A 22,291-nucleotide genomic window follows, 5' to 3' on the forward strand; every position below is an offset into this window, starting at 1 on the left:
CTTAACCCTTTAATTCTTCAAATGTTGCAATAAATTCATCGCCACGGACTTCAAAATTCGGATACATATCCCAGCTAGCATTTGCAGGACTGAGAAGAACAATGTCACCTGCTTGTGCTTCAGCAAAAGCTTTTTGCGTTGCATCTTTCACATCAGCAGCATCCATATAGCTAACACCTGCTTTATCTGCTGCTCTCTTGACACGTACTGCAGATTCTCCAAGAATAACCATTTTCTTCAATCCTTGAATATCTGGCACCAATTCGTCAAATTCATTGCCACGGTCCAGTCCACCAGCAATCAAGATGACCTTACTATTGTCAAAACCAGATAAAGCCTTTTGCGTTGCAAGAATATTTGTGGATTTGCTATCGTTATAAAATTTAACATGGTTGATTTCACCGACATATTGGAGACGATGTTTAACACCGCCAAAACCTGCCAAAGTTTCTTTGATGACTTGATTTTCAATGCCACGCAGTTTCGCAACTGCAATAGTTGCGAGGGCATTTTCAACATTATGACTTCCCGGAACGCCAAGCTCATCTGCTGCCATAACAGGCTCTCCACGGAAGGTCAACATGTTTCCCTCTAAGTAAGCGCCGTCTACCTTTTCTGTCGTTGAAAATGGTACAACGGTCGCTTGCGTCTTTGCAGCCAGCTCTTTCGCTAATGTTTGGTTGAAATTCAATACGAGGAAGTCAGATTTGCTCATATTTTTTTGAATGTTCCATTTAGCCGCCACATAATTTTCAAAAGAGCCATGATAATCAATGTGAGTTGGCATCAAGTTGGTAATCACTGCAATCTCTGGGTGAAAGGTTTCAATACCCATGAGTTGGAAAGAAGACAACTCCATAACTAGAGTATCATTTTGGGTTGCAGTTGTTGCAACTTGACTGGCTGGAAAACCAATATTTCCAGAAAGTAGACCACTTTGACCACCTGCAGTCAAGACTTCCGCAATCATCGTCGTTGTTGTTGTTTTTCCATTAGAACCCGTAATCCCAATAATTGGAGCATCTGAAATCAAATAAGCCAACTCAACTTCAGTGATGACTGGGATTTCCTTTTCCAATGCTTTCTTGACCATAGGGTTGTCGTAACGAATACCAGGATTTTTGACCATTAGTTCAAAGTCTTCATCCAAGAGTTCCAAAGGATGACCACCTGTTACTACTTTGATGCCTTCTTCAAGAAGAGACTGAGCAGCAGGATTTTCCTCAAATGGCTTTCCGTCATTCACTGTGACAATCGCTCCCAACTTATCTAGTAAACGAGCAGCGGATTCACCAGACTTGGCCAAGCCTAAAACTAAAACTTTCTTATTTGCAAAATTTGTAATGTGCTTCATAACATGCCTCTTTTTAATTCTTCTGTATCTATTTTACCTTTTTTTCAGAAAATAAAAAAGCCTTTACGGCTTTTTATTCTTGTCTGTTACGAAGTTTTGAGCGAAACGATACTTTTCTATTTTTTTGTGACAATTTTGAAATATCACGTAGAGAAAAATATGCTACGCCAATCATTGCAATTCCTACGAAAAATTCAGACGGTAATTGAAAAATCTGAAATACTGCCAATCCTAATAAAATGATAAAAGCGACTAGAGCAATCACTAAAACTACTACATTTAAAGTCCCTTTAATGCTCTGTGGAGCAGCAAAAATGTAAAATAATAGAATGAGAATCCCAAAGATTAAATAAAACATTTCTGCTCCTTTCTAGCCCATCCGCTTCTTTCATATAATGGCAGCAAAGCAAATCATTCTTTCATTATTCAGCTGATTTTTTCTTTTTAGCAGCTTTGGCACGTTGATTTTTATCAAGAATTTGTTTCCGCAAACGGATTGATTCTGGTGTGACTTCCATATACTCATCATCATTCAAGAATTCAAGAGATTCTTCCAATGTCAAGATACGAGGTGTTTTAATAACTGCTGTTTGGTCTTTCGTGGCAGACCGAACATTGGTCATTTGTTTTGCTTTTGTAATATTGACCGTCAAGTCATTTTCGCGTGAATTTTCACCAATAATCATTCCTTCATAGACTTCTGTACCTGGATTGACAAAAATGGTTCCACGTTCCTCAATAGACATGATTGAATAAGTCGTTGCTTTTCCTGTATCAATTGACACGAGAGCTCCACGACGGCGTCCACCAATCTCACCTGGAATCAATGGTAGATATTGGTCAAAGGTATGGTTCATAATCCCGTAACCACGCGTCATAGAAAGGAATTCAGTTGAGTATCCAATCAAGCCACGCGCAGGCACAAGGAAAATCAAACGTGTTTGTCCGTTTCCGGTAGCCACCATGTCTAACATTTCACCCTTGCGCTCAGAAAGACTTTGAATAACCGAACCTTGGTATTCTTCTGGGGTGTCAATTTGCACACGCTCAAATGGCTCACATTGCACACCGTCCACTTCTTTGACGATAACTTCTGGGCGCGATACTTGTAACTCATAGCCTTCACGGCGCATGGTTTCAATTAAGATTGATAAGTGCAATTCTCCACGACCTGACACAATCCATTTATCTGGTGAATCAGTCGGATCCACACGAAGTGAGACGTCCGTTTGCAATTCCGCTTGCAGGCGTTCCTCAACCTTACGAGATGTTACCCATTTCCCTTCACGACCAGCAAATGGTGAATTGTTCACCAAGAAAGTCATTTGCAGCGTTGGTTCGTCAATGTGAAGAATTGGCAATGGTTCTACTGCATCTGTCGGAGTAATCGTTTCGCCAACAAAGATATCTTCCATACCAGACACGGCAATCAAATCACCTGCTTTGGCTTCGTCGATTTCACGACGTTCTAGTCCAAAGAAACCAAATAGCTTGGTGACACGGAAGTTTTTCGTTGTGCCGTCTAGTTTAGAAAGTGTCACTTGGTCTCCAACTTTTACAGTCCCGCGGAAAACACGGCCAATCCCAATACGACCTACAAAGTCATTGTAGTCCAAAAGAGAAACTTGGAATTGAAGTGGCTCGTCTGAATTATCCACTGGTGCTGGAATATGATCAATAATAGTATCAAAAAGCGGTGCCATAGTGTGCTCTTGGTCAGCAGGATCGTCTGACATAGAAGACGTTCCGTTGATAGCAGAAGCATACACAACTGGAAAATCCAATTGGTCATCATCTGCACCCAGCTCAATGAAAAGTTCCAAGACTTCATCCACCACTTCTGCAGGGCGTGCAGATGGTTTGTCAATTTTATTGACCACAACAATCGGCACTAAATCTTGCTCAAGAGCTTTTTTTAATACAAAACGAGTTTGTGGCATGGTTCCTTCATAAGCATCAACAACCAAAACAACCCCGTCCACCATTTTCATAATCCGCTCAACTTCTCCACCGAAGTCCGCGTGTCCTGGAGTGTCCATGATATTGATACGAACACCGTTGTAAGCAACAGCTGTATTCTTAGCAAGAATGGTAATTCCGCGTTCTTTTTCAAGATCGTTAGAGTCCATTGCGCGTTCTTGCAACTCTTTGCGTTCGTCCAATGTATGTGATTGCTTCAATAATTCGTCCACCAGCGTTGTTTTCCCGTGGTCAACGTGAGCGATAATAGCGATATTGCGAATATCTTCTCTTAATTTTGTCATTTTATCCTCTAAATCTTAAGTTTTATTTCTAACTGAACAATTATACCACAGATTACAGTAAAAAACACGGTTAAACCGGGTGTAAATGTTTTCATTAGAAAATCAATGCCCGACAAATTTATTTACATTCTTTATTGCAAAATTATGATATGATAAGAAAAAAACAAAGGAAACTGTATGCGTTTAGATGTTCTACTAGCTCAAGCTCACATTAGTCGTAAAAAGATGAAGCAAGCTCTCCTAAAAAAGAAAATCTTGGTAGATGACTGTCCTGCTCGAAAACTTAGTCAAAATGTTGATACAGGCTTACAGACGATTATGATAGAGGAACAACCTGTTCTGGGCAAGCCTCATCAGTATTTTATGATGAATAAACCCCTTGGTGTCGTGACAGCTAACTCCGATGCCAAATCCCAAACGGTTCTAGATCTCATTAGACCTGAAGATTTCAATGATAAGTTATATTCTGTCGGGCGACTCGATCGAGATACCTGCGGATTGCTGTTAATCACTGACAATGGTCCGCTCGGTTTTCAATTGCTTCATCCTCAATATCATGTCACAAAAACATACAAGGTTGAAGTTAATGGTCCCCTAGACGACCAAGCAGTGCAATCCTTTCAAAAGGGCATCGTTTTTCTTGACGGAACAAGTTGTAAACCAGCTACTCTTACAATTCATTCTTCTAGCTCAAACAAAAGCAGTGCTACTGTCACTATTTCTGAAGGAAAATTTCACCAAATCAAAAAGATGTTTTTAACTGTTGGTGTCAAAGTTACTTCTCTTAAACGAACGCATTTCGGAGATTTTGAATTAAACCCAAACTTAGCCACAGGAGAATACCGAGTATTGAACCAAGCAGAACTCGAAATAGTGAGGCACTATCTAGAAAAAAGCTATTAAAAGTGAGCAACCCGCTTGGATTACTCACTTTTGATTTTTCCTTTCCATCCATCTAGTCCTGTAGAGAGGATGTAAATATTTTGATAACCTTGTTTTTTTAATAGAATAGCTGCATTCATCACACGTTGTCCACGACTATTTTCATATAGTAAAACAGTCTTGTCCTTACGAATCGCTCCTAAGCTTGTTTTTAATTGCTGTGACGGAATATTTCGTGCCCCTAAAATATGTTTACGACGAAAATCGGCTGGATCTCGTAAATCAATTAACTGACCTTGACGAATCATATCACTAAATTCTGCATTGTCTACTACCTTAGCCGCACGACGAACACGAATATAGTTAAAGCCCATCCAGCCTAACGTTCCAACAATAATTGCCAATAAAATCCAGTTTAACATGTTTTCTCCTCATTCTTCTTCAAATATTGTAACTCCAACTGATGTTCCTTTCGCAAGACCCGCTCAGCTTCTAGATAGTCCATTCTTTCTATCAAGCCCGCATCATAAATCCTCTCTAACTCAATTTTCATCATTTCAATATCATACAAGCGCTTACCCATATAGATAATAATGCCAAAACTTTTGAGGTATTGCTGCACATCATAAAGTGTTTTCATGAGGCTTATTTTACCAGAATTTTAGGAGTATTTCAAGGTTGAAAAGAACTCATTTTGTAAGTAAAACATTCTTCAAGTGCTCAAAAACAACAAAAAAGCCGCCGATTGGGCGACTCTTATAGGGAGATTATTATGAAAAAGAAAAGTTTAGGATTTTTATCAAATAAAGTTAGGAGGTCTTCATCTGATGATGTTAGTATAACGCCACCTCCTTAAACTTATCTTAAATTCTAAAAGATTTTAAAAATTTATTTTCTACTCTCAAAAATTTACTTACAAACCCGGAGTTTGACCGATTTCTGCTGTTAACATCCAGATATTCTTTTCAAGTTCTGCTTTTGCACCGACAAAAATATCGTTGGTCACATCATCCCCTTCTTCATCTGTTACATCCAGAGCTTCTTGGTAGAGGCCTACCAAGTAACGGAAGATTTCGATGACACGTTCCAAACTTTCTGCAACATTCTTACTGAATTTTCCTTCTTTTTCTTCAATATTGCTGTGTTGGATAAATTCACTCAAAGTTGAATACGGCGTTCCACCTAAAGTAATCAAACGTTCACTTACTTCATCCAAAGTCGTATCCAAGGTTTCCATGTACTCGTCCATCTTAGGATGCCAAACCATAAAACCAGCTCCACGCATGTACCAATGTACTTGGTGAAGAGCAATGTGAGCAGTGTATAAATCCGCTACCACTTGGTTTAAAACTGCTTTTGTTTTGGGAAGAGACTTACTGAAAGACTCAACACTTGAGAAAGTTGCAACATCTTTTGCTGCTTCATTTTTTAGATTAACCATTATCCTACCTCGCTTTTATTTAGAATGATTCTAATCTTTTTGATTATGATTTAATTATAATGTTTCTAAATAAGAAAGTCAAATGATTGAACTCTGAAATTTCTTTTATTAGAAAAGTTGCAATTTTTTAGAATTATTTGCGAATAAAAAAGTATGATTCATTTTTATTTTTTCTTGGTTGGAAGCATTGTAGCTTCCTTTTTAGGGCTGGTCGTTGATCGTTTCCCTGAACAGTCTATTCTCGTTCCTTCCAGTCATTGTAATGCTTGTGGACAGAAATTAGCACCTCGTGATTTAGTCCCTGTCCTTTCTCAGCTTATCAATCGACTGCGTTGTCGGTTTTGCAACTCAAAAATTCCCATCCGTTACATCCTTCTAGAACTAACTGGTGGCTGTCTCTTTCTTGCAACATCTTTAGGTTATCTAAACATCAACCGGCTCGTTTTGCTTGCAATGGGAATGACCTTATCCCTTTATGATCAAAGAGAACAAGAATATCCTCTCCTCATCTGGTTAATCTTTCATATTTTTCTCCTTTTTTTGACAAGCTTCAATCTTTTAATGGTTGCTTTTTTAGCACTTGGGATTTTGGCTCACTTCGTTGATTTACGTATCGGTGCAGGAGACTTTCTTTTTCTGGCATCTTGCTCAACTATTTTTCATCTGACTGAAGTTCTTCTCATTATTCAAATTGCTAGTATCATTGGTCTGCTCCTTTTTGGTTTAAAATCAAAAAAAGACAGGTTAGCCTTTGTTCCCTGTCTTTTCTGTGGTAGCAGCATCCTGATAATGATACAATTTATCGTTCTTCACCAAAATGCCTTATGATTTATTTGAGAGTTGCTTTACCAAAAATTTATAAAATAGAAAAGCTAGATATCCGCCTAATGTATTTGTCCATAAGTCATCTATTTCAAAAACACGATTGGCATCAATTAAAATATCTAGTAAAATCTGGGTGCATTCGATAAACAAGCTCATTGAAAAACTGGCAAATAGCACACGCTTAGCACTCCTCATCTTAGGAAAAAGCCAGAGAAGTTGAAAAATCAGTGGGCTAAGCAGAAAAATATTCATTATATTTTGTACAAAAACCTTAATTAATTGAAAGAAAGAAGTAATTTGCCCAAGATTGATAAAAGAATTAAAAGGAATGAGAAGCACTACAATACGACCAAACTGCTGAATCCCCGGCGTCTCCATTCCCTTTTCTGGCACTTGAGGGAGAAAACACATTAGACATAATAATAAAATGTGGAAAATGCTTCCCCAAGTAAGAAAAGTACGTCCCTTAACGGTTAATTCACCATCTGTTTTCAATAGATTGTTCAATTTAAGCATGCTTGGTAAGAGCTTTCTCCTTGTCCTGCTTCATGGTGTTTGAGCGCAATTGACCGCAAGCTGCATCAATATCCGTTCCATGCTCTTGACGAACAACACAGTTAATGCCATTCTTTTTCAGAGTATCGTAGAAAGCCATTACACGTTCTTTGGGACTGCGACTATATTGATCATGTTCGCTAACTGGATTGTAAGGAATCAAATTGACATACGATAGCTTTTTGATGTTTTTTAGCAATTCAGTTAATTCCAATGCCTGCTCTACTCCGTCATTGACTTCATTTAACATAATATATTCAAAGGTCACTCGGCGGTTGGTCGTTTCAATATAATATTCAATTGCCGCGAATAACTTCTCAATTGGAAAGGCACGATTGATTTTCATAATGCTGGAGCGCAATTCATTATTGGGTGCATGAAGAGAAACAGCTAAATTAACCTGCACTCCTTCATTTGCAAACTCACGAATTTTATGCGCTAAACCGGAAGTGGAAACCGTAATGTGACGAGCCCCGATAGCCAGCCCTTTGTCATCATTGACAGTTCGCACAAACTTGAGCACATTGTCATAGTTATCAAAAGGCTCGCCAATCCCCATAACAACAATATGGCTGACGCGCTCACCTTGTCCACGCTCATCAAAATATTTTTGCACCAGCATAATCTGAGACATAATTTCCCCATTATTCAAGTCACGCTGCTTTTTAATCAGCCCGCTGGCACAAAAAGTACAGCCAATATTGCAGCCAACCTGAGTGGTTACACAGACCGACAGACCATAGTGCTGACGCATGAGAACTGTTTCAATCAACATACCGTCTGGCAATTCAAAGAGATATTTGACTGTTCCATCAGCCGATTCCTGCACAATTCGTTGCTTCAGTGGATTCACGACAAATTCATCTTCTAATTTTGCCAACAAATCCTTTGAAATGTTTGTCATTTCTGCAAAAGACTGAACCCGTTTGCGATAAAGCCACTCCCAAATCTGAGTAGCTCGAAATTTCTTTTCTCCTTTACTTTCTGTCCAATCTATCAAATCCTGACGGGTCAAACTATAAATTGATGGTTTCATTTTCTTCCTCTCTGTTCCCATTCTCGGTTTCCGCTATTTTTGACGAATAACAAAATGACGCTGGCTGCTTGTTTGTTGTTGCTTCGTTGAATTTTGCTTTCTTGCTCTTTGCTTTTGATTTTGTCGCTTACTGCGCTGGCGATTTTCTCGCTTGGGTTGCTCTTCTTTATAGGAGCGAGCTTGTTTAGAACGACGTGGCTTGTTCTCACTTTCTTTCTTGTGATGTGATTTTTTATCAAACGATGCGCGACGCGGCTGTAAATTTTCCAAGACAAAATAAGCACAGCCATAATTGCAGTATTCTAGTAAATATTCTTCTAAACGGCTGATTTTTTCTTCACTTTCATTTGCCCTGTCATCTTTATAAAATCCACGCAAACGCAACTGCTCATTTCCCCAGTCGCCAACAATATAATCAAATTTTGTTAAAATTTCTGAAAAGCGCTGATTAAAAGCCGTTATATCAAAACCTTCCTTGAAATTCTCTACCAAGTCAAATTCAATTGTCTCAGTCAAGATTTTGGTTCCTATTTGCCGAAACTCCGGTCCAGGAAATTTATTGTAATTGTATAATTCAGGTGCAATTTCTTTTCGCATAGTCATCCTTTATCACCTTATTTCTTGTATTAAACTTATTTTACCATAAAAAGAAGTGTTTTTGATAGTTGAAATAGAGAAAGAAGAAAAGAGCAAGTCAGATTTCTAGTACTGACTTGCTCTTTCATTTTCATTATTCTTACGACTTTTTCGTGCTTTTGAGGTAATCAATTGCGTCTTGCAAGGTCTTGACAGGTACAATTTTCATTTTAGTTTTAATTTTTTTAGCAGCTGCCAAAGCTGTCTCATAATTTGTTTTCGCTTTAGGATTGGATTTTTTCACTTCCTTGGTGACTGGATTATTTGGCGCAAAGAAAATTTCTGCGCCATTTTTAGCTGCTGAAACAACTTTTTTATCAATCCCACCAATATCACCAACTTTTCCTTCACGGTCAATCGATCCTGTCCCAGCAATATTTCTGCCATCTCTCAATGTCGGGTCTGCAATCTGTGTATAAATAGCCAAGCTAAACATCAAGCCCGCACTTGGTCCACCAATCCCTGCTGTTGAAAATTCAATTGGTATATTACTTGTGACTTCTGTTCGGTCAATTAAGCTAATACCAATCCCATTTTTTCCATTTTCAAGTTTGATAATTTTACCTATAGCAGATTTTTTCTGACCGTCTTCTACATAGTTCACCTTGACCTTGCTGCCAATTTTCTGTGAGCCTACATAATCAATCAAATCTTTTGAACTGTTGAAAGTCTTATCATTCACGCCTGTCACGGTACCTGCAATATTTAAAATACCTTTAAAAGTAGAATTCTTTGTGACTTGCAAGACGTAAACCCCTAGATATTTCAGAGTAATGTCTTTGCCAGCTTTTTTCAACCCTTGGTATTTAGCTAGGTTTTGCGACGTTTCCATATAAAACTGATTGATCCGCATGTATTCTTTATCAGAAGTTCCACCAGTCAAATCTTTCGCCGAATAAATATCCGTAAAAGGAGTCAGCCAAGCATAAACCAAATGAGCAAAGGTCGCATGCTGAATTCCAACCGTTACAAAATTATAAGAACCTTTTTCCTTATCTTCTTTGTTGTCCACGCGCAATACCTGACGGACATCCGCTGCACCACCTGGCACCTCAATATAATAAGGCAAGGGAACTACAAAAGATAAGAAAAGCAAAATCAACCCTACTACTGCAATTATCGGCCATTTTTTAAATTTATTTCTTGGTTTTTCCATATTGTTTCTTTAACTCCTTTATGACACTTTCGGGCACATACTTTGAAATATCCTGCTCAAAGGAAATCAATTCACGAATTCTTGATGAGCTGAGATGCTGATAAGCTGGTTTGCTTATCAAAAAAATGGTTTCTATCTCAGGTGCTAATTCATGATTGAAAAAGTTGAGATTCCCCTCATAATCCAAATCTTGACTATTACGTAGTCCCCGTACAAAAGTTGTCACTCCTAGCTTTCTTGCCACTTCTACTGCCAATTCATCATGAGAAGTAACAATTTTTACATTCTCCAAATGAGCTAGAGCAGCTGCTATCATTTTTTCTTTTGCTTCAATACTAAAAAAACTCTTTTTCTCAAGATTATAAAAGATACCAACATAAAGGCAATCAAAGAGCTTACTAGCTCGCTTAATCAAGTCAATATGCCCCTTTGTAATCGGGTCAAAAGAGCCCGCAAATAATCCAATTTTATCTGACATAAACCGTCACCTTTGAAATTCCATATATTTTTTGCTTCCAGATACCTAGTCCTGCGATTTCTTCTGGTAAATCCACCGACTTGTCTGTCTCACAAACAACCAGTACATCATCGCTCAGAAGCTCTCGTTCAATCATTTTTATAATATCTGAAACAATCTGTTCTTTTGCATAGGGTGGATCTAACAAAACCAAGTCAAACTGTCCTGTGACCAATTCAAGTGCTCGATTGGACTCCATTTTCAGAAGTTCAAATCGTTCTTTTTCCTTAGTCATACTGATATTTTGGCTGATAATCGCTTGCGCCCTGCGGTCTTTTTCAACCAAAACAGCCGAAACCATGCCTCGCGAAATAGCTTCAATCGCTAAACTGCCGCTTCCAGCATACAAGTCCAGAACCTGTCCTCCATCAAAATAAGGACCAATCATATTAAAGATAGCTCCCTTAACCTTGTCTGTCGTCGGTCTGGTTGTTTTGCCTTCCAATGTTTTAAGAGGACGCCCCCCATATTTCCCTGCAACAACTCTCATAAAGAATATTATAACAAAATCTCTAAAGAATGTATCAGTTTTTCTTCTATGATAGCTGTAAGTCAATTGTTTTTTCTATCTAACTTTTGAAATGCAGTTCAAACATGATGATTTTTAATACAGTTTTTTGCAATTATCTCGAGCTGATTGCAGACCACATAAAAAATCCCCTGATATGAATCAGAGGATTGATTGATTATCTCACTTCAAGCAAGCCAACGTCACCGTCTTCACGACGATACAAAACATTGGTTGTGTTGTCTTCTACATCAGTATAGATGAAGAAGTCATGTCCCAATAAATCCATTTGAAGAAGAGCTTCTTCTAAATCCATTGGTTTTAAGTCAATTTGTTTGGAGCGAACGACTTTTGCAGGTGCAGCCTCTACTTCTTCAATAACAGCATCTGTAAATAACTGACTGGTTGATTTTTTATTACGGTTTTTACGCTCAATCTTTGTTTTATTTTTACGAATTTGACGTTCAATTTTATCTGTCACCAAGTCAATAGAACCATACATATCTTGAGAAACATCTTCTGCACGAAGAGTGATAGAACCAAGTGGAATAGTTACTTCAACTTTGGCTGTTTTTTCACGATAGACTTTCAAGTTTACACGCGCATCCAATTCTTGATCAGCTTGGAAATATTTTTCGATTTTTTCAAGTTTAGAAACTACGTAATCACGAAGAGCTTCTGTTACTTCTAGGTTTTCACCACGGATACTATATTTAATCATATAAGTACCTTCTTTCTAAGCATTTGTTTTTCTTTATTTTATTATAACGCTTTCATTTTTTTTTTGCAAATTTTTTATCATCTGGCTAATGAAAATGTCACAATTTCTTTCACTCCCGCTTCCACTAAAATTTCCTTGGCTAATTGTAGGGTTGAGCCTGTTGTATAAATGTCATCTATCAAAAGGATTTTGAGTGGAAGTTGAACGTTGTCTTTCAATTTAAAACACTGCCGGCTTTGCAATCGCTCCTCTCTTGTTTTACTGGATTGAGCAATTGTATCATGCTTTTCTAAAACTTCCTTAAATGGCAACTTTGCGCCCTCAAGAAGAGCTGTCACTTGATTAAACCCTCTTGTCTGATACTTTTTGGCACTTATAGGAATGGGAACAAGCGTATAATCGCTGTATCTTTTTAATTCCTTTTGCAAAACTTCTGTAAATACAGAATAAAGGGCATAATCTCCTTGAAATTTGTATTGACTAAAGAAGTCTTTCATAGCTTCGTTATACATAAAGCAGCTTTTATGGAAAACTTCTTTTCCTTTTTTTATCCATACTTGGCAATCCATGCAGACTTCGCACGTCCCTTCACGATAGCACTTCGGGCAATGCTGCGCTGAAATGCGCTGAAATTTTTCAAAACAGTCATCACAAGCCCTTGCTTTTGGCTTCTTCAAGGTCAATAAATCACAGAATGTTAGTTTTTCATCAAGTGTATTTTCACATAAAACACATGAATTCATAAACCGGCCTCCTGATTCATCTCCTGAATTTCTTTAATCGCTTTTTCTATCGCCATAGTTGTACCATCATGAAAAAAGATTAACTCGCCTGTCGGTCGATCCATACTGCGACCGACGCGTCCAGCGATTTGTACCAGAGCGCTGCGACTAAACAGACGGTGGTTGGCTTCCACCACGAAAACATCTACACAAGGAAAGGTCACCCCACGCTCCAAAATCGTCGTCGTTACCAAAATCGTGATTTCTTTTTGACGAAACTTCTCTACAATTTCTAGTCGATTTTCAGTCGTCGAAGCTACAAAACCAACTTTTTCATTTGGAAAATTGCTTTGGAGAATCTCTGCCAGCTCCTGCCCTCTTCTGATCTCGGAAGCAAAAATAAGAAGTGGAAATCCTGTTTTTCTCTGCTTTTGAATAAACTGCCTTAGCTTGGTAACTAGCTTCTTTTGACCAAGATATTTTTGAAAATCCGCCAACCAAATTTTTTGCGGAACAATCAAAGGATTGCCATGAAAACGTCTGGGTAGACTCAAACGAGTTAATTCTCCTTTAGCCACTTTTTTATCCAGCTCATCTGTGGAAGTTGCTGTTAAGAAAATCTTCGTCCCCTCTACTTTGACTGCCTGATGAACTGCATGATAAAGCATCGGATTGTCCACATAAGGAAAGGCATCTACTTCATCAACGATAAGAAGATCAAATGCTTGATAAAATTTGAGAAGCTGATGTGTGGTGGCAATCACGAGAGGACTGCGGGAATATGCTTCTGATTCGCCGCGCAGGAGTGAAATATCACAGGTAAAATCTACTTTCAGTCTGCGATAAAGTTCTAAGCAGACATCAATTCTGGGGCTAGCTAAGCAGACGGCTCCGCCTTGATTGATGACTTGTGCCACCACCTGATAGATCATTTCCGTCTTTCCGGCTCCTGTGACTGCGTGAACCAAGCTATCTTTGCGTTTGGTAACCGCCTCTACAAGTCCTTGAGAAACCTTAGCTTGAAATTCTGTCAACTTTCCTTGCCATTTCAAGACATTCGCTTTAGGAAACTCTTCCTGTGGAAAATAGTAGAGATCTTCATCACTTCTAACCCTTCCTAAGATCAAGCAGGATCTACAGTAGTAAGCACCTATTGGCAGTTGGTGTCTTTCTTTATCAACTGCTTGCCCACAACGATTGCAACATAATTTTCCTTTTTCTTCTTTCATTGCTGGTAAAGTTTGCGCATATAATTGCAATTCTGCTGGTAGTTGTGCTTTTGTAAACATACGGCCTAAGCAATCTTGTAATTCTATCATATCTATTTATTCGAAAAAACTTTGGCAAAATACAAGTTTTTTTGTAAAATGAAGATATGGAGTTTAGAACAATCAAAGAGGACGGACAAGTCCAAGAAGAAATCAAAAAATCGCGCTTTATTTGTCACATCAAGCGTGTAACAACAGAGAACGAAGCACGAAATTTTATTCAGGCTGTCAAAAAAGAACACTACAAAGCTACTCATAACTGCTCTGCCTTTATATTAGGAGAGAAGAGCGAAATGAAGCGAAGTAGCGATGATGGCGAACCCAGCGGAACTGCTGGTGTACCTATGTTAGGCGTTTTAGAAAATCAGCAACTAACTAATGTCTGTGCTGTCGTGACACGCTATTTTGGTGGTATCAAGCTAGGGGCAGGAGGTCTTATTCGGGCGTATAGCAGCAACGTTGCTTTAGCTATCAAAGAAATCGGGATCGTCCATATAAAAGAACAGCTTGGGCTGAGAATCGCTCTCTCTTACAGTCAATATCAAGAATTACCCAATTTTCTTAAAGCTAACCATTTACAAGAACAAGATACATCCTTTACAGAACAAGTCCAAACGACCATTTTTGTTGATAAAGATGATAAGGACAGCGTTATAGAGGAGTTAATTGAGTTGTTTAATGGAAAAATCGACATTACTGATCAAGGATTACGGAAAGTTGAAGTTCCCATTTCTTTATCCTAAATATTAAAAAAAGCTATCACCTTGATAGTTTTTTTATATTTTACAAAGACTTTTTTTCGTTTTATACTGTTTCTATCACTATTATTGAGGTATCATTTATGGCACAAATTTATCATAACATTACAGAACTCATTGGAAATACTCCTATTGTGAAATTGAACAAGCTGGTTCCAGAAGGCGCTGCTGATGTCTATGTCAAGCTAGAAGCTTTCAATCCGGGGTCATCCGTCAAAGATCGCATTGCTCTTAGCATGATTGAGACCGCTGAGCAAGAGGGCTTGATTCAGCCGGGTGCAACCATTGTCGAAGCAACCAGCGGAAATACCGGAATCGGTTTGTCTTGGGTCGGTGCAGCTAAAGGTTATAAGGTCGTTATTGTTATGCCAGAAACCATGAGTGTGGAACGCCGCAAAATTATCCAAGCTTATGGCGCCGAATTGGTGCTCACTCCCGGAAGTGAGGGAATGAAAGGTGCGATTGCCAAAGCTGAAGAAATCGCCAAAGAACGCAACGGATGGCTGCCGCTACAGTTCAACAATCCAGCTAATCCTGAAGTACACGAAAGAACAACAGGAGCAGAAATTATTGCTGCTTTCGGTGAAAAAGGATTGGATGCCTTTGTCGGTGGAGTTGGCACAGGTGGTACAATTTCTGGCGTTTCTCACGCTCTCAAAAAAGTCAATCCAAATATACAAGTTTACGCAGTTGAAGCCGATGAGTCCGCTATCCTGTCAGGTGAAAAGCCTGGACCACACAAGATTCAAGGAATTTCAGCTGGTTTTATCCCAGAAACACTAGACATTCAAGCTTATGACGGTATTGTCCGCGTTACTTCTGATCAAGCGCTCGACCTTGGACGCCGTGTCGGTGGACAAGAAGGCTTTCTTGTAGGAATTTCTTCTGCCGCAGCTATCTATGCCGCACTTGAAGTCGCCAAAAAATTAGGCGCAGGCAAGAAAGTCCTAGCTCTTGCTCCAGATAACGGCGAGCGCTACCTCTCAACCGCTCTCTATAATTTTTAGATTTAGAAATCAAGGCATGTACACATACAAACTTTAAATTTGGATTTACTAACAGTTTACCAATGATAACTGTAATATATCAATGTCAGCTAATTAACAGCTAGAGAGAACGAAATTCGTTCTCTCTTTTCTGTATGTTCAAATCTATAAAAATACTGCATCCATTCGATTTGTTGCTTTCACTAGCTAACAATCAACAATTATTAAAATTCTTTAGTATAAGATGTATTAGAAATATCCTCCCCTACAGCGTGAAAAGCTCGTTAAAAAACAGTCTCTTGAAACTTAGAATTGATAATCAGAACAACATAGTTTTGCATATCTTTGTTTTCAGTCAAGGCTTCGCAAATGGCCTTGAAGATATTACCGTTGTCATGACCAACCATATTTTTAACATTTTCAATGAAAATTACCCAATGTTTCTACCCTTCAATCATACGAAACAGTTCAAAAAACAAATCCCCACGATCATCATCAAGTCCCTTACGATAACTCGCAATACTAAAGGCTTGGCATGGGAAACCTCCCATCACCACATCCACACGCTCAGCTGGAATCTCCTCCGGCTTCACCGCATGGATGTCACGACTATCCAAAAAAGTATCTGGATAGTTTAACTCATAAGTACGCCGTGCGTACTTGTCAAACTCGTTGGCATACACCACTCTGAACTCGTTGGTCTGTTCAAATCCCAACTCAATCCCACCAACTCCTGAGAAGAAGGCTGCAATGTTGTACTTCTCAGGCTGGTGCGAACTTACAGAATTTGTCATGGTTTACCTTCTAGAATGTTGGTTTATTTAATATAATACGTGGAATGGTAAAAAATAGAAAATCTAGTCTGTTAATCAATAAGGTTGATTTTACATTTTTCGATTTTTTTATTTATTACTATCATATTAACTAATATACATTACTCAATTATGCTTACACCAAAATAATTGGTAATTATTATTTAAATATAAATTTGATAACAAGAATAAATATTGGAGCAATAACTACACTTATAGAAGAAATGGTGTTAATAAGTGTTGTTTTTATTTTGGATTTGTATACTAAAATCAAATTGAATAATCTTTCAATTAGAGTTTTCAGACTAAAGAATAATAAGAGCAGAACAATTGATGCTACAAGGAATGAAATAATAATCATTGAGAAATCAGATAAAATAATAGGATATTTAAAAAGCCGTATAAAACCATCCTTAATCTCTAAATAAGTAAATAAGTATAAAACGAAAGCTAATATAAACCCTAAAGTTTTGATGCGACTTTGCTTATCTAGTAGGTACTTAATAACTACTAAAATAATATAGATTACGGCCATTAATAACACTTGCTTCAAAGTTGCATCAAACGATAAAACTAGATTATTTTTAATAATACTTGTTTCCCAAACCGAAGATATATTTTTGAAATCATTCCAATCATTATTAATTAAATTTAAAATATAAACAAAGAAAATAATCAAAAAAGATACTCGGTATAGATTGTTCGATAAAAATTTTTTGTCTTCTAATCTGTCCTTCTCAAATTTATCAAGTTCTTTCCTTAGTTCTATATTTATGTTCTGTGGATTATTAACTTGAATGTAACCATTTTGAATATTTATATCCTTAAAGTCAAAATTTGAATTGTTTTGGTAATTAAAATTAGATACTATAGACTCTATCTGTTTTTTATCAGAAAAGTCACTTTTTATTTGCCATAAAAAAGATAAAACAGGTATTCCATATGTAATAAAACCAGTCAATATTTTCACTATATTTTCAAAATTCATTTAAATTTTTCCCCTCTTTCCCAAAAATCTACTACAAACTACAAGAAATTAGCTTCATTTTACCAACTTCTTCATCTCTTCAATCCGCGCTACTATCGCATCATACTTAGATTGGTAATCGACTTGTTTGTCGCGTTCTTTTTGGACAACTTCTGGTTTCGCGTTAGCGACGAATTTTTCGTTACCGAGTTTTTTGGCAACTATGTCTAGCTCTTTTTGCCATTTTGCCAGTTCTTTGTTGAGGCGAGCTAGTTCTTCTTCAACGTTGAGCAAGTCAGCGAGAGGCAGATAGATTTCTGCTCCTGTGATGATGCTAGACATAGCTAATTCTGGCACAGCAAGGTCCTCCGCGATTTCCAAATGCTCTGGATTTGTAAAACGCTTGATGTAGTTGACATTAGCGTTGAAGAATGCTTCTAATTCGCTGTCGCTTGTTTTCACAAGAAGTGTAATTGGTTTGCTTGGAGCAACGTTCACTTCGCTACGTGCGTTACGTACAGCACGGATCAGGTCTTTAAGACTTTCAACACCTTTGTGCGCTGCTTCATTTTCAAATGCGGGGTTAACTGTTGGGTATTCAGCTGTTACGATTGAACCTTCAGAAATTTGTTCAAAGATTTCTTCCGTCACAAACGGCATGATTGGGTGAAGCAAACGAAGGATCTTATCAAGTGTGTAAAGCAGAACTGAGCGAGTAATAACTTTTTCGTCTTCATTGTCGCTGTAAAGCACTTCTTTAGTCAACTCAACATACCAGTCAGCAAATTCATCCCAGATGAAGTTGTAAAGAATGTGACCAGCCACACCGAATTCAAATTTATCAAAGTTTTCAGTGACTTTAGCGATTGTTTCGTTCAAGTTGTGGAGAATCCAACGGTCTGTAACGTTACCAGCTGTACCAGCAGCAACTTTTTCAACATTTGCGCTAGCTTGGTCAAGTGTAAGGTCTTCATTGTTCATCAAAATGTAACGAGAGATGTTCCAGATTTTGTTAATAAAGTTCCAAGCTGCATCCATTTTTTCGTAAGAGAAACGAACGTCTTGACCTGGTGCAGAACCATTTGACAAGAACCATCGAAGCGCATCAGCACCATATTTTTCGATAACATCCATTGGATCAATACCGTTACCAAGTGATTTAGACATTTTACGTCCTTGTTCGTCACGGATAAGACCGTGGATAAGCACGTTTTCAAATGGACGGCGTTCTGTGAATTCCAATGATTGGAAAATCATACGTGATACCCAGAAGAAGATGATATCATAACCAGTTACCAATGTAGATGTTGGGAAGTAACGTTTGAAATCTTCTGAGTCTGTGTCAGGCCAACCCATTGTTGAGAATGGCCATAGGGCTGAACTAAACCAAGTATCAAGCACATCTTCGTCTTGAGTCCATCCGTCACCTTCTGGAGCTTCTTCACCGACGTACATTTCACCTTCAGCATTGTACCATGCAGGAATTTGGTGACCCCACCATAATTGACGAGAGATAACCCAGTCGTGAACGTTTTCCATCCATTGTAGGAAAGTATCGTTGAAACGTGGTGGGTAGAACTTCACTTCGTCATCAGTGTCTTGGTTAGCAATCGCATTTTTAGCCAATTGGTCCATTTTAACGAACCATTGTGTTGACAAACGTGGTTCAACTGGCACACCAGTACGTTCTGAGTGACCAACGCTATGAACCATTTTTTCGATTTCAACAAGCGCACCGATTTCTTCCAATTTTTTAACGACAGCTTTGCGAGCTTCAAAGCGGTCCATACCAGCAAATTCACCAGCAAGTTCGTTCATTGTACCATCATCATTCATGACGTTGATTTGTGGCAAGTTATGACGCTGACCAACTAAGAAGTCATTAGGGTCGTGTGCTGGAGTGATTTTAACTACACCAGTACCAAATTCTGGGTCAGCGTGTTCATCACCGACGATTGGAATAGCTTTGTTAACGATTGGAAGGATAACATTTTGACCAATCAAATCTTTGTAACGGTCATCATTTGGGTTAACCGCAACGGCTACGTCACCGAACATTGTTTCAGGACGAGTTGTGGCAACTTCAAGGCTACGTGAACCATCTTCCAACATGTAGTTCATGTGGTAGAAAGCACCTTCGACATCTTTGTGGATAACTTCGATATCAGAAAGGGCTGTACGAGCTTTTGGATCCCAGTTGATGATAAATTCACCACGATAAATCCAACCTTTTTTATAAAGTTCAACAAAGACTTTACGAACTGCTTTTGACAATCCTTCATCAAGGGTGAAACGTTCACGTGAGTAGTCAACAGAGATACCCATTTTACCCCATTGTTGTTTGATTGTTGATGCATATTCATCTTTCCATTCCCAGACTTTATCAAGGAATTTTTCACGACCAAGGTCATAGCGTGAGATACCATCTTCAGCCAGACGTGCCTCAACTTTTGCTTGTGTTGCAATCCCCGCATGGTCCATACCAGGAAGCCATAAAGTATCAAAACCTTGCATACGTTTTTGACGGATAATAATATCTTGCAAAGTAGTATCCCAAGCGTGACCAAGGTGAAGTTTACCAGTGACGTTTGGTGGTGGAATAACGATAGAATACGGATGAGCTTTCTTATCGCCAGAAGGCTTGAAAACATCCTCATCTAACCATTTTTGATAACGCCCAGCCTCAACCTCAGCTGGGTTATATTTTGGTGAAAGTTCTTTTGACATGTGTGTTCTCCTTTTATAAACTTCATTAATTGAAATATCCTTTTGACGAATCTAAATAATACCTTTTCAATCGTTTAATTATTTTTTTACTCATCCATTGTGCAAATGAATACGAAAAAACTATTATTATAGTAGTAGCTAAGATATTAGAAACAAAATTAGGCGAAGTGGATTTATTTATCATACTCAACATATAATTAATAGCATTTGCAATTGCATCTTTTAGTGTATTGATTTCTACAATTTCATTGTTCTTTATTATTTTTTTTGTAAATAATGATGATAATACATTTAATATAAATAATGTATTAAAACTCACTATCTGTAGCCAGTGTAAATGCTTTTTCAGCTTTAGGGTCTTGGTAAATTTGGAGTATTTTTCTCGTGATTGTTGTAAATTTATGCCACCAATGAAACTTGGTATGAAAATAGGCAAGAACCACATAAAAATTCCAATCAAATCACTTTCAATTTGATCTAAAAGAAACAATATGAATAGCGCTGTGCCAATTAATGTCCATTTTGATATCTCCGATTCTTTGTCTTCTCCACCTCTGTTTATATTTTCATACACTTGCATCCAAAAGCAAATATTTATTGACATAGGTAAAAAAAGAGTGAATACTGTACTAAAAGATAAATCATTTACTTGTAGTAATAAGCTAAGATACATTAAAACAGATATCGTCGAACCAAAATATGCCTCTAGATAGGAATTCCAAAGTACCTTCCCTGATTGTACAGAAATTTCATTTTGTCTTTTATAAATCCAAACAGATATACTTCCTTTTAATAATGGTAAAAATATGAACAACAATAGGCTTATTAAAATTATGACAGTAGTCTCAAAAACTTTTTGAGATAGATGAAGTTCGTTAAAAATTTCAAAAAAACTACTTAAAACGTTTTCTATATAATTTACATTATTTTTTATCAAAAAACATAAACCAATAAAAAGTGTGTCAAACAGATTAAAAAAAGCAAACACGCCTATACTTTTTTGAAAAAATTTCTTAATGGCTTGAAATCTTTGCTCAAATAAAGCAAGGTAAACTATAGGTAAAATCGGCTGAAATAAAATAATTAATCTATATTTCAAAAGTAATAGCACTCCAGCTGATACTCCTAAAAGAATCCAATAGATAATTTGAAGTTTATTATCTATTTGCAATCTTCTTAATCTAAATCCATATAAAGCCAGTAGTATTCCTAAAATAAGTTCAACAATATATATTGGAGCAACTGGTAAAATACTATTTGGAAGTAAAGTTATCGGAAAAAGCAAAATAGCTAATAGCAACAAAGAAACTATTGAAAGAAGAGGCAGTAATGCTAATACGTATAAAACTATTCTTTCCATTCTATTTTCCCCCTTCTTACTGAACTGGTCGATTTTTTCGAGCAGTTCAATTTGTAATAACATTTTTTACAAATTATTAAATTTTAACTTATGCAAGTTTACACAGTTTCATTTATTTTTTCTGTGTCTCCCACTCACTTCTCAGCAATCCATAACGCAATAAATCACAGCGTTTGCCTTGTGCGTCTTTGCGGTCACGAATGCGAAATTCGAGGGTGAAGCCAAGTTTTTCAGCAATACGCTGGCTTGCTTTGTTGTAACCATAACATTCAATTTCAATTTTGTGGAGATTGAGTAGGGTAAATCCAACTTCCAACAGCGCACGCGCAGCTTCTGGCACGAGTCCTTGCCCCCAATAATCTGGATGAAGCAGATAGCCCATTTCAAGAACATCATCAGCATGGCGATGATTAAAATCAATTGAGCCAATGACTTCATCTGTTCCTTTTAAGCAGATACCATAACCAGACGGTATTTTTTGCTCAATCCAGCGCTTTGGCATAATGTTTTCGAGATAATTTTCCTCTTCTTCCACGCTTTCTGCAGGTGGAAAACCAGCTGGCCAAGTCACCTCTGGCAAACTCGCATAAGCAAAAATCTCTTTAGCATCTGAGACTAGACGTTGGCGCAAATACAGCCGCTCTGTCTCAATATTAGGAAGTTTATTATCTTCAATTTGACCTAAAATATTTATCATAATTTCTCTCCCCATTCCGCTTATAAAAATTCGTCCCTGCCATACATGACAGGGACGAATCACTCCGCGGTACCACCCAATTTCGGGCAGACGCCCGCA

Annotated in this window: 23 protein-coding genes and 1 pseudogene; 4 read left to right on the forward strand and 20 right to left on the reverse strand. The window is 37.8% G+C overall.

All coding sequences use genetic code 11. From position 1 onward, the window contains the following. Position 1: 1 nt before the first annotated feature. The 3 genes from murD to typA form a co-directional block, all read right to left on the reverse strand. Positions 2 to 1,354, reverse strand: coding sequence for a UDP-N-acetylmuramoyl-L-alanine--D-glutamate ligase (gene murD / locus EL079_RS05240; protein WP_003032417.1), 1,353 nt, complete (start codon positions 1,352 to 1,354; stop codon positions 2 to 4). 73 nt (positions 1,355 to 1,427) lie between these two features. Further along, positions 1,428 to 1,712: a DUF3165 family protein gene (locus EL079_RS05245; RefSeq protein ID WP_003025714.1), complete on the reverse strand. Its 285-nt coding sequence runs from the start codon at positions 1,710 to 1,712 to the stop codon at positions 1,428 to 1,430. A 64-nt stretch (positions 1,713 to 1,776) separates the two neighbouring features. Next, on the reverse strand, positions 1,777 to 3,618 hold the full coding sequence (gene typA, locus EL079_RS05250) for a translational GTPase TypA (RefSeq protein WP_003032385.1): 1,842 nt from the start codon (positions 3,616 to 3,618) through the stop codon (positions 1,777 to 1,779). A 177-nt stretch (positions 3,619 to 3,795) separates the two neighbouring features. Here typA and EL079_RS05255 point away from each other — a divergent pair, with 177 nt between their 5' ends. Next, positions 3,796 to 4,521: a 16S rRNA pseudouridine(516) synthase gene (locus EL079_RS05255; protein WP_003032391.1), complete on the forward strand. Its 726-nt coding sequence runs from the start codon at positions 3,796 to 3,798 to the stop codon at positions 4,519 to 4,521. A 20-nt stretch (positions 4,522 to 4,541) separates the two neighbouring features. On the opposite strand, the gene EL079_RS05260 is transcribed toward EL079_RS05255, so the two are convergent. The 3 genes from EL079_RS05260 to EL079_RS05270 all read right to left on the reverse strand — a co-directional run bounded on the left by EL079_RS05260 (position 4,542) and on the right by EL079_RS05270 (position 5,941). Further along, a complete protein-coding gene (locus tag EL079_RS05260) occupies positions 4,542 to 4,922 on the reverse strand; it encodes a rhodanese-like domain-containing protein (protein WP_018543647.1) in 381 nt (126 codons plus the stop codon). Next, the gene (locus EL079_RS05265; RefSeq protein WP_003025724.1) at positions 4,916 to 5,140 is read right to left on the reverse strand and encodes a YqgQ family protein; all 225 of its coding nucleotides are present in this window, start codon (positions 5,138 to 5,140) and stop codon (positions 4,916 to 4,918) included. Before EL079_RS05265 ends, EL079_RS05260 begins: the two co-directional genes overlap by 7 nt. 273 nt (positions 5,141 to 5,413) lie before the next feature. Further along, complete coding sequence (locus tag EL079_RS05270; protein WP_003032411.1) at positions 5,414 to 5,941, reverse strand: Dps family protein; 528 nt, start codon at positions 5,939 to 5,941, stop codon at positions 5,414 to 5,416. 153 nt (positions 5,942 to 6,094) lie between these two features. On the opposite strand from EL079_RS05270, the gene EL079_RS05275 reads away from it, so the two are divergent. After that, a complete protein-coding gene (locus EL079_RS05275; protein ID WP_018543646.1) occupies positions 6,095 to 6,769 on the forward strand; it encodes a prepilin peptidase in 675 nt (224 codons plus the stop codon). Here EL079_RS05275 and EL079_RS05280 read toward each other — a convergent pair. From EL079_RS05280 to EL079_RS05320, 9 genes are all read right to left on the reverse strand, one after another. Further along, positions 6,764 to 7,282 (reverse strand): VanZ family protein, encoded by a 519-nt coding sequence (locus EL079_RS05280; protein WP_003032357.1) that lies wholly within the window; start codon positions 7,280 to 7,282, stop codon positions 6,764 to 6,766. The two genes, EL079_RS05275 and EL079_RS05280, sit on opposite strands and share 6 nt — an antisense overlap. Then, complete coding sequence (gene rlmN, locus EL079_RS05285) at positions 7,275 to 8,357, reverse strand: 23S rRNA (adenine(2503)-C(2))-methyltransferase RlmN (protein WP_018543645.1); 1,083 nt, start codon at positions 8,355 to 8,357, stop codon at positions 7,275 to 7,277. Before rlmN ends, EL079_RS05280 begins: the two co-directional genes overlap by 8 nt. Before the next feature lie 33 nt (positions 8,358 to 8,390). Next, positions 8,391 to 8,954 carry a YutD family protein gene (locus EL079_RS05290; protein ID WP_026248195.1) on the reverse strand — a complete coding sequence of 188 codons (564 nt, stop codon included), beginning with the start codon at positions 8,952 to 8,954 and terminating at the stop codon, positions 8,391 to 8,393. A gap of 139 nt (positions 8,955 to 9,093) precedes the next feature. Then, positions 9,094 to 10,149, reverse strand: a complete 1,056-nt coding sequence (locus EL079_RS05295; RefSeq protein ID WP_003032358.1) for a SepM family pheromone-processing serine protease — start codon at positions 10,147 to 10,149, stop codon at positions 9,094 to 9,096. Further along, on the reverse strand, positions 10,130 to 10,627 hold the full coding sequence (gene coaD / locus EL079_RS05300) for a pantetheine-phosphate adenylyltransferase (RefSeq protein ID WP_003032432.1): 498 nt from the start codon (positions 10,625 to 10,627) through the stop codon (positions 10,130 to 10,132). The genes EL079_RS05295 and coaD overlap by 20 nt, the downstream gene beginning before the upstream one ends. Continuing rightward, complete coding sequence (gene rsmD / locus EL079_RS05305) at positions 10,617 to 11,165, reverse strand: 16S rRNA (guanine(966)-N(2))-methyltransferase RsmD (RefSeq protein WP_025271932.1); 549 nt, start codon at positions 11,163 to 11,165, stop codon at positions 10,617 to 10,619. The genes coaD and rsmD overlap by 11 nt, the downstream gene beginning before the upstream one ends. Positions 11,166 to 11,352: 187 nt before the next feature. Continuing rightward, entirely contained in the window at positions 11,353 to 11,895 is a 543-nt protein-coding gene (gene hpf, locus EL079_RS05310) for a ribosome hibernation-promoting factor, HPF/YfiA family (RefSeq protein WP_003032381.1), read from the reverse strand. Between the two features lie 77 nt (positions 11,896 to 11,972). Further along, positions 11,973 to 12,638 carry a ComF family protein gene (locus EL079_RS05315; RefSeq protein WP_003032902.1) on the reverse strand — a complete coding sequence of 222 codons (666 nt, stop codon included), beginning with the start codon at positions 12,636 to 12,638 and terminating at the stop codon, positions 11,973 to 11,975. After that, a complete protein-coding gene (locus tag EL079_RS05320; RefSeq protein WP_022524394.1) occupies positions 12,635 to 13,936 on the reverse strand; it encodes a DEAD/DEAH box helicase in 1,302 nt (433 codons plus the stop codon). Before EL079_RS05320 ends, EL079_RS05315 begins: the two co-directional genes overlap by 4 nt. A gap of 56 nt (positions 13,937 to 13,992) precedes the next feature. Between EL079_RS05320 and EL079_RS05325 the strand changes: the two genes are divergently transcribed. Both EL079_RS05325 and cysK read left to right on the forward strand, forming a co-directional pair. Continuing rightward, complete coding sequence (locus EL079_RS05325) at positions 13,993 to 14,628, forward strand: YigZ family protein (RefSeq protein WP_003032900.1); 636 nt, start codon at positions 13,993 to 13,995, stop codon at positions 14,626 to 14,628. 98 nt (positions 14,629 to 14,726) lie between these two features. Then, positions 14,727 to 15,650 (forward strand): cysteine synthase A, encoded by a 924-nt coding sequence (gene cysK / locus EL079_RS05330; RefSeq protein WP_003032904.1) that lies wholly within the window; start codon positions 14,727 to 14,729, stop codon positions 15,648 to 15,650. Positions 15,651 to 15,949: 299 nt separating this feature from the next. Here the strand turns inward: cysK and EL079_RS05335 are convergent. The 5 genes and pseudogenes from EL079_RS05335 to EL079_RS05355 form a co-directional block, all read right to left on the reverse strand. After that, positions 15,950 to 16,423 (reverse strand): annotated as a pseudogene (locus tag EL079_RS05335) (DNA cytosine methyltransferase); the annotation flags it as partial. Between the two features lie 178 nt (positions 16,424 to 16,601). After that, positions 16,602 to 17,429 carry a hypothetical protein gene (locus tag EL079_RS05340; RefSeq protein WP_003030992.1) on the reverse strand — a complete coding sequence of 276 codons (828 nt, stop codon included), beginning with the start codon at positions 17,427 to 17,429 and terminating at the stop codon, positions 16,602 to 16,604. Positions 17,430 to 17,483: 54 nt separating this feature from the next. Then, entirely contained in the window at positions 17,484 to 20,135 is a 2,652-nt protein-coding gene (locus EL079_RS05345; RefSeq protein ID WP_003030993.1) for a valine--tRNA ligase, read from the reverse strand. 25 nt (positions 20,136 to 20,160) lie between these two features. Continuing rightward, on the reverse strand, positions 20,161 to 21,495 hold the full coding sequence (locus EL079_RS05350) for a hypothetical protein (protein ID WP_018543643.1): 1,335 nt from the start codon (positions 21,493 to 21,495) through the stop codon (positions 20,161 to 20,163). A gap of 112 nt (positions 21,496 to 21,607) precedes the next feature. Further along, positions 21,608 to 22,192, reverse strand: coding sequence for a GNAT family N-acetyltransferase (locus EL079_RS05355; protein ID WP_003031235.1), 585 nt, complete (start codon positions 22,190 to 22,192; stop codon positions 21,608 to 21,610). Between the last annotated feature and the right edge of the window lie 99 nt (positions 22,193 to 22,291).

The sequence above is a fragment of the Streptococcus anginosus genome (genome assembly GCF_900636475.1).
In the GTDB taxonomy this organism is placed as follows: domain Bacteria; phylum Bacillota; class Bacilli; order Lactobacillales; family Streptococcaceae; genus Streptococcus; species Streptococcus anginosus.

Coding starts and splice junctions, on each gene's coding strand:
- murD (WP_003032417.1), bottom strand. CDS start 1,354: ATGAAGCACATTACAAATTTTGCAAATAAGAAAGTTTTAGTTTTAGGC.
- EL079_RS05245 (WP_003025714.1), bottom strand. CDS start 1,712: ATGTTTTATTTAATCTTTGGGATTCTCATTCTATTATTTTACATTTTT.
- typA (WP_003032385.1), bottom strand. CDS start 3,618: ATGACAAAATTAAGAGAAGATATTCGCAATATCGCTATTATCGCTCAC.
- EL079_RS05255 (WP_003032391.1), top strand. CDS start 3,796: ATGCGTTTAGATGTTCTACTAGCTCAAGCTCACATTAGTCGTAAAAAG.
- EL079_RS05260 (WP_018543647.1), bottom strand. CDS start 4,922: ATGTTAAACTGGATTTTATTGGCAATTATTGTTGGAACGTTAGGCTGG.
- EL079_RS05265 (WP_003025724.1), bottom strand. CDS start 5,140: ATGAAAACACTTTATGATGTGCAGCAATACCTCAAAAGTTTTGGCATT.
- EL079_RS05270 (WP_003032411.1), bottom strand. CDS start 5,941: ATGGTTAATCTAAAAAATGAAGCAGCAAAAGATGTTGCAACTTTCTCA.
- EL079_RS05275 (WP_018543646.1), top strand. CDS start 6,095: ATGATTCATTTTTATTTTTTCTTGGTTGGAAGCATTGTAGCTTCCTTT.
- EL079_RS05280 (WP_003032357.1), bottom strand. CDS start 7,282: ATGCTTAAATTGAACAATCTATTGAAAACAGATGGTGAATTAACCGTT.
- rlmN (WP_018543645.1), bottom strand. CDS start 8,357: ATGAAACCATCAATTTATAGTTTGACCCGTCAGGATTTGATAGATTGG.
- EL079_RS05290 (WP_026248195.1), bottom strand. CDS start 8,954: ATGCGAAAAGAAATTGCACCTGAATTATACAATTACAATAAATTTCCT.
- EL079_RS05295 (WP_003032358.1), bottom strand. CDS start 10,149: ATGGAAAAACCAAGAAATAAATTTAAAAAATGGCCGATAATTGCAGTA.
- coaD (WP_003032432.1), bottom strand. CDS start 10,627: ATGTCAGATAAAATTGGATTATTTGCGGGCTCTTTTGACCCGATTACA.
- hpf (WP_003032381.1), bottom strand. CDS start 11,895: ATGATTAAATATAGTATCCGTGGTGAAAACCTAGAAGTAACAGAAGCT.
- EL079_RS05315 (WP_003032902.1), bottom strand. CDS start 12,638: ATGAATTCATGTGTTTTATGTGAAAATACACTTGATGAAAAACTAACA.
- EL079_RS05320 (WP_022524394.1), bottom strand. CDS start 13,936: ATGATAGAATTACAAGATTGCTTAGGCCGTATGTTTACAAAAGCACAA.
- EL079_RS05325 (WP_003032900.1), top strand. CDS start 13,993: ATGGAGTTTAGAACAATCAAAGAGGACGGACAAGTCCAAGAAGAAATC.
- cysK (WP_003032904.1), top strand. CDS start 14,727: ATGGCACAAATTTATCATAACATTACAGAACTCATTGGAAATACTCCT.
- EL079_RS05340 (WP_003030992.1), bottom strand. CDS start 17,429: ATGAATTTTGAAAATATAGTGAAAATATTGACTGGTTTTATTACATAT.
- EL079_RS05345 (WP_003030993.1), bottom strand. CDS start 20,135: ATGTCAAAAGAACTTTCACCAAAATATAACCCAGCTGAGGTTGAGGCT.
- EL079_RS05350 (WP_018543643.1), bottom strand. CDS start 21,495: ATGGAAAGAATAGTTTTATACGTATTAGCATTACTGCCTCTTCTTTCA.
- EL079_RS05355 (WP_003031235.1), bottom strand. CDS start 22,192: ATGATAAATATTTTAGGTCAAATTGAAGATAATAAACTTCCTAATATT.